This window comes from Salipiger sp. HF18, from assembly GCF_011806505.1.
In the GTDB taxonomy this organism is placed as follows: Bacteria; Pseudomonadota; Alphaproteobacteria; order Rhodobacterales; family Rhodobacteraceae; genus Salipiger; species Salipiger thiooxidans.
This window is the reverse complement of record NZ_JAATOS010000895.1, coordinates 1-832: the sequence shown is the minus strand read 5'-3', so window position 1 is coordinate 832 and position 832 is coordinate 1. Positions and strand designations below refer to the sequence as shown.

At 72.7% G+C, this 832-nt stretch carries 1 protein-coding gene; it reads right to left on the bottom strand.

Features of this window, described 5'->3' with window-relative positions; genetic code table 11:
- Window positions 1-832, bottom strand: an 832-nt coding sequence (locus HC022_RS27810) for an NAD(P)/FAD-dependent oxidoreductase (protein WP_167454520.1), incomplete at both ends; no start/stop codon positions are given.

Genomic DNA, 832 nt, shown 5'->3' with positions numbered 1-832 from the left:
GACCCGCGAGGGAGGCGCGGCGGTGCCCGCCATCACGCCCGCCGCCGCCGCAATCGTTGCATTGGGCATGGGGCTGGCAAGGTCGCCGGCGGCAAAGACGCCGGGCTGGCTGGTGGCCTGCATCGGGTCGACGGCCACATAGGGACCGGTCGGTCCGTCCGTCATGGAGCAACCGAGAGCCTCCGCCAGATCGCAGGAGGGCACTGTGTCCGGGGCCAGGAACAGCGCCGCCAGCGCGACTTCACGGCCGTCCTCCAGCCGCACCCCGTCAAGCGCCGGGGCGGTGCCGATCAGCGCCGCGACGGGCGTTTCCTCGACCGTGACGCCCCGGGCGGTCAGGCTCTGCCGTTGTTCCCCGCTCAACGCGAGCGCCCCTTGCGTGAAGAGCGTGGTCGGCCCCCAGTCGGGCAGCAGCATCGCCTGATGCAGCGCCGCCTCACCGCGCGCCAGAACGCCGACCGGCGCGCCGTTCAGCTCATAGCCGTGACAATAGGGGCAATGCAGCACAGTGGCCCCCCAGCGTTCGGACAGACCCGGCAAGTCGGGCAGGCTGTCGCGGACGCCGAAGGCCAGGACCAGCCGCCGCGCGGTGATGTCTCCGCCCTCTGCCAATGCCACCTGAAATCCGTCCCCCTCGCGGGCCGCTGACGCCGCCGCGCCAGCCCGGAAGGACAGGGTAGGGTAGGCCGCGAGTTCGTGTCTGAGGGCCGCGCGGATGTCCTGCGGAGTGCGCCCGTCCTGCCCGGGAAACCCGTGCGAGGCGGCGGCAAAGCGGTTGCGGGGTGCGCCGGTGTCGAGAACGCAGACGCGCCTGCGGGCGCGGGCAAGCTGC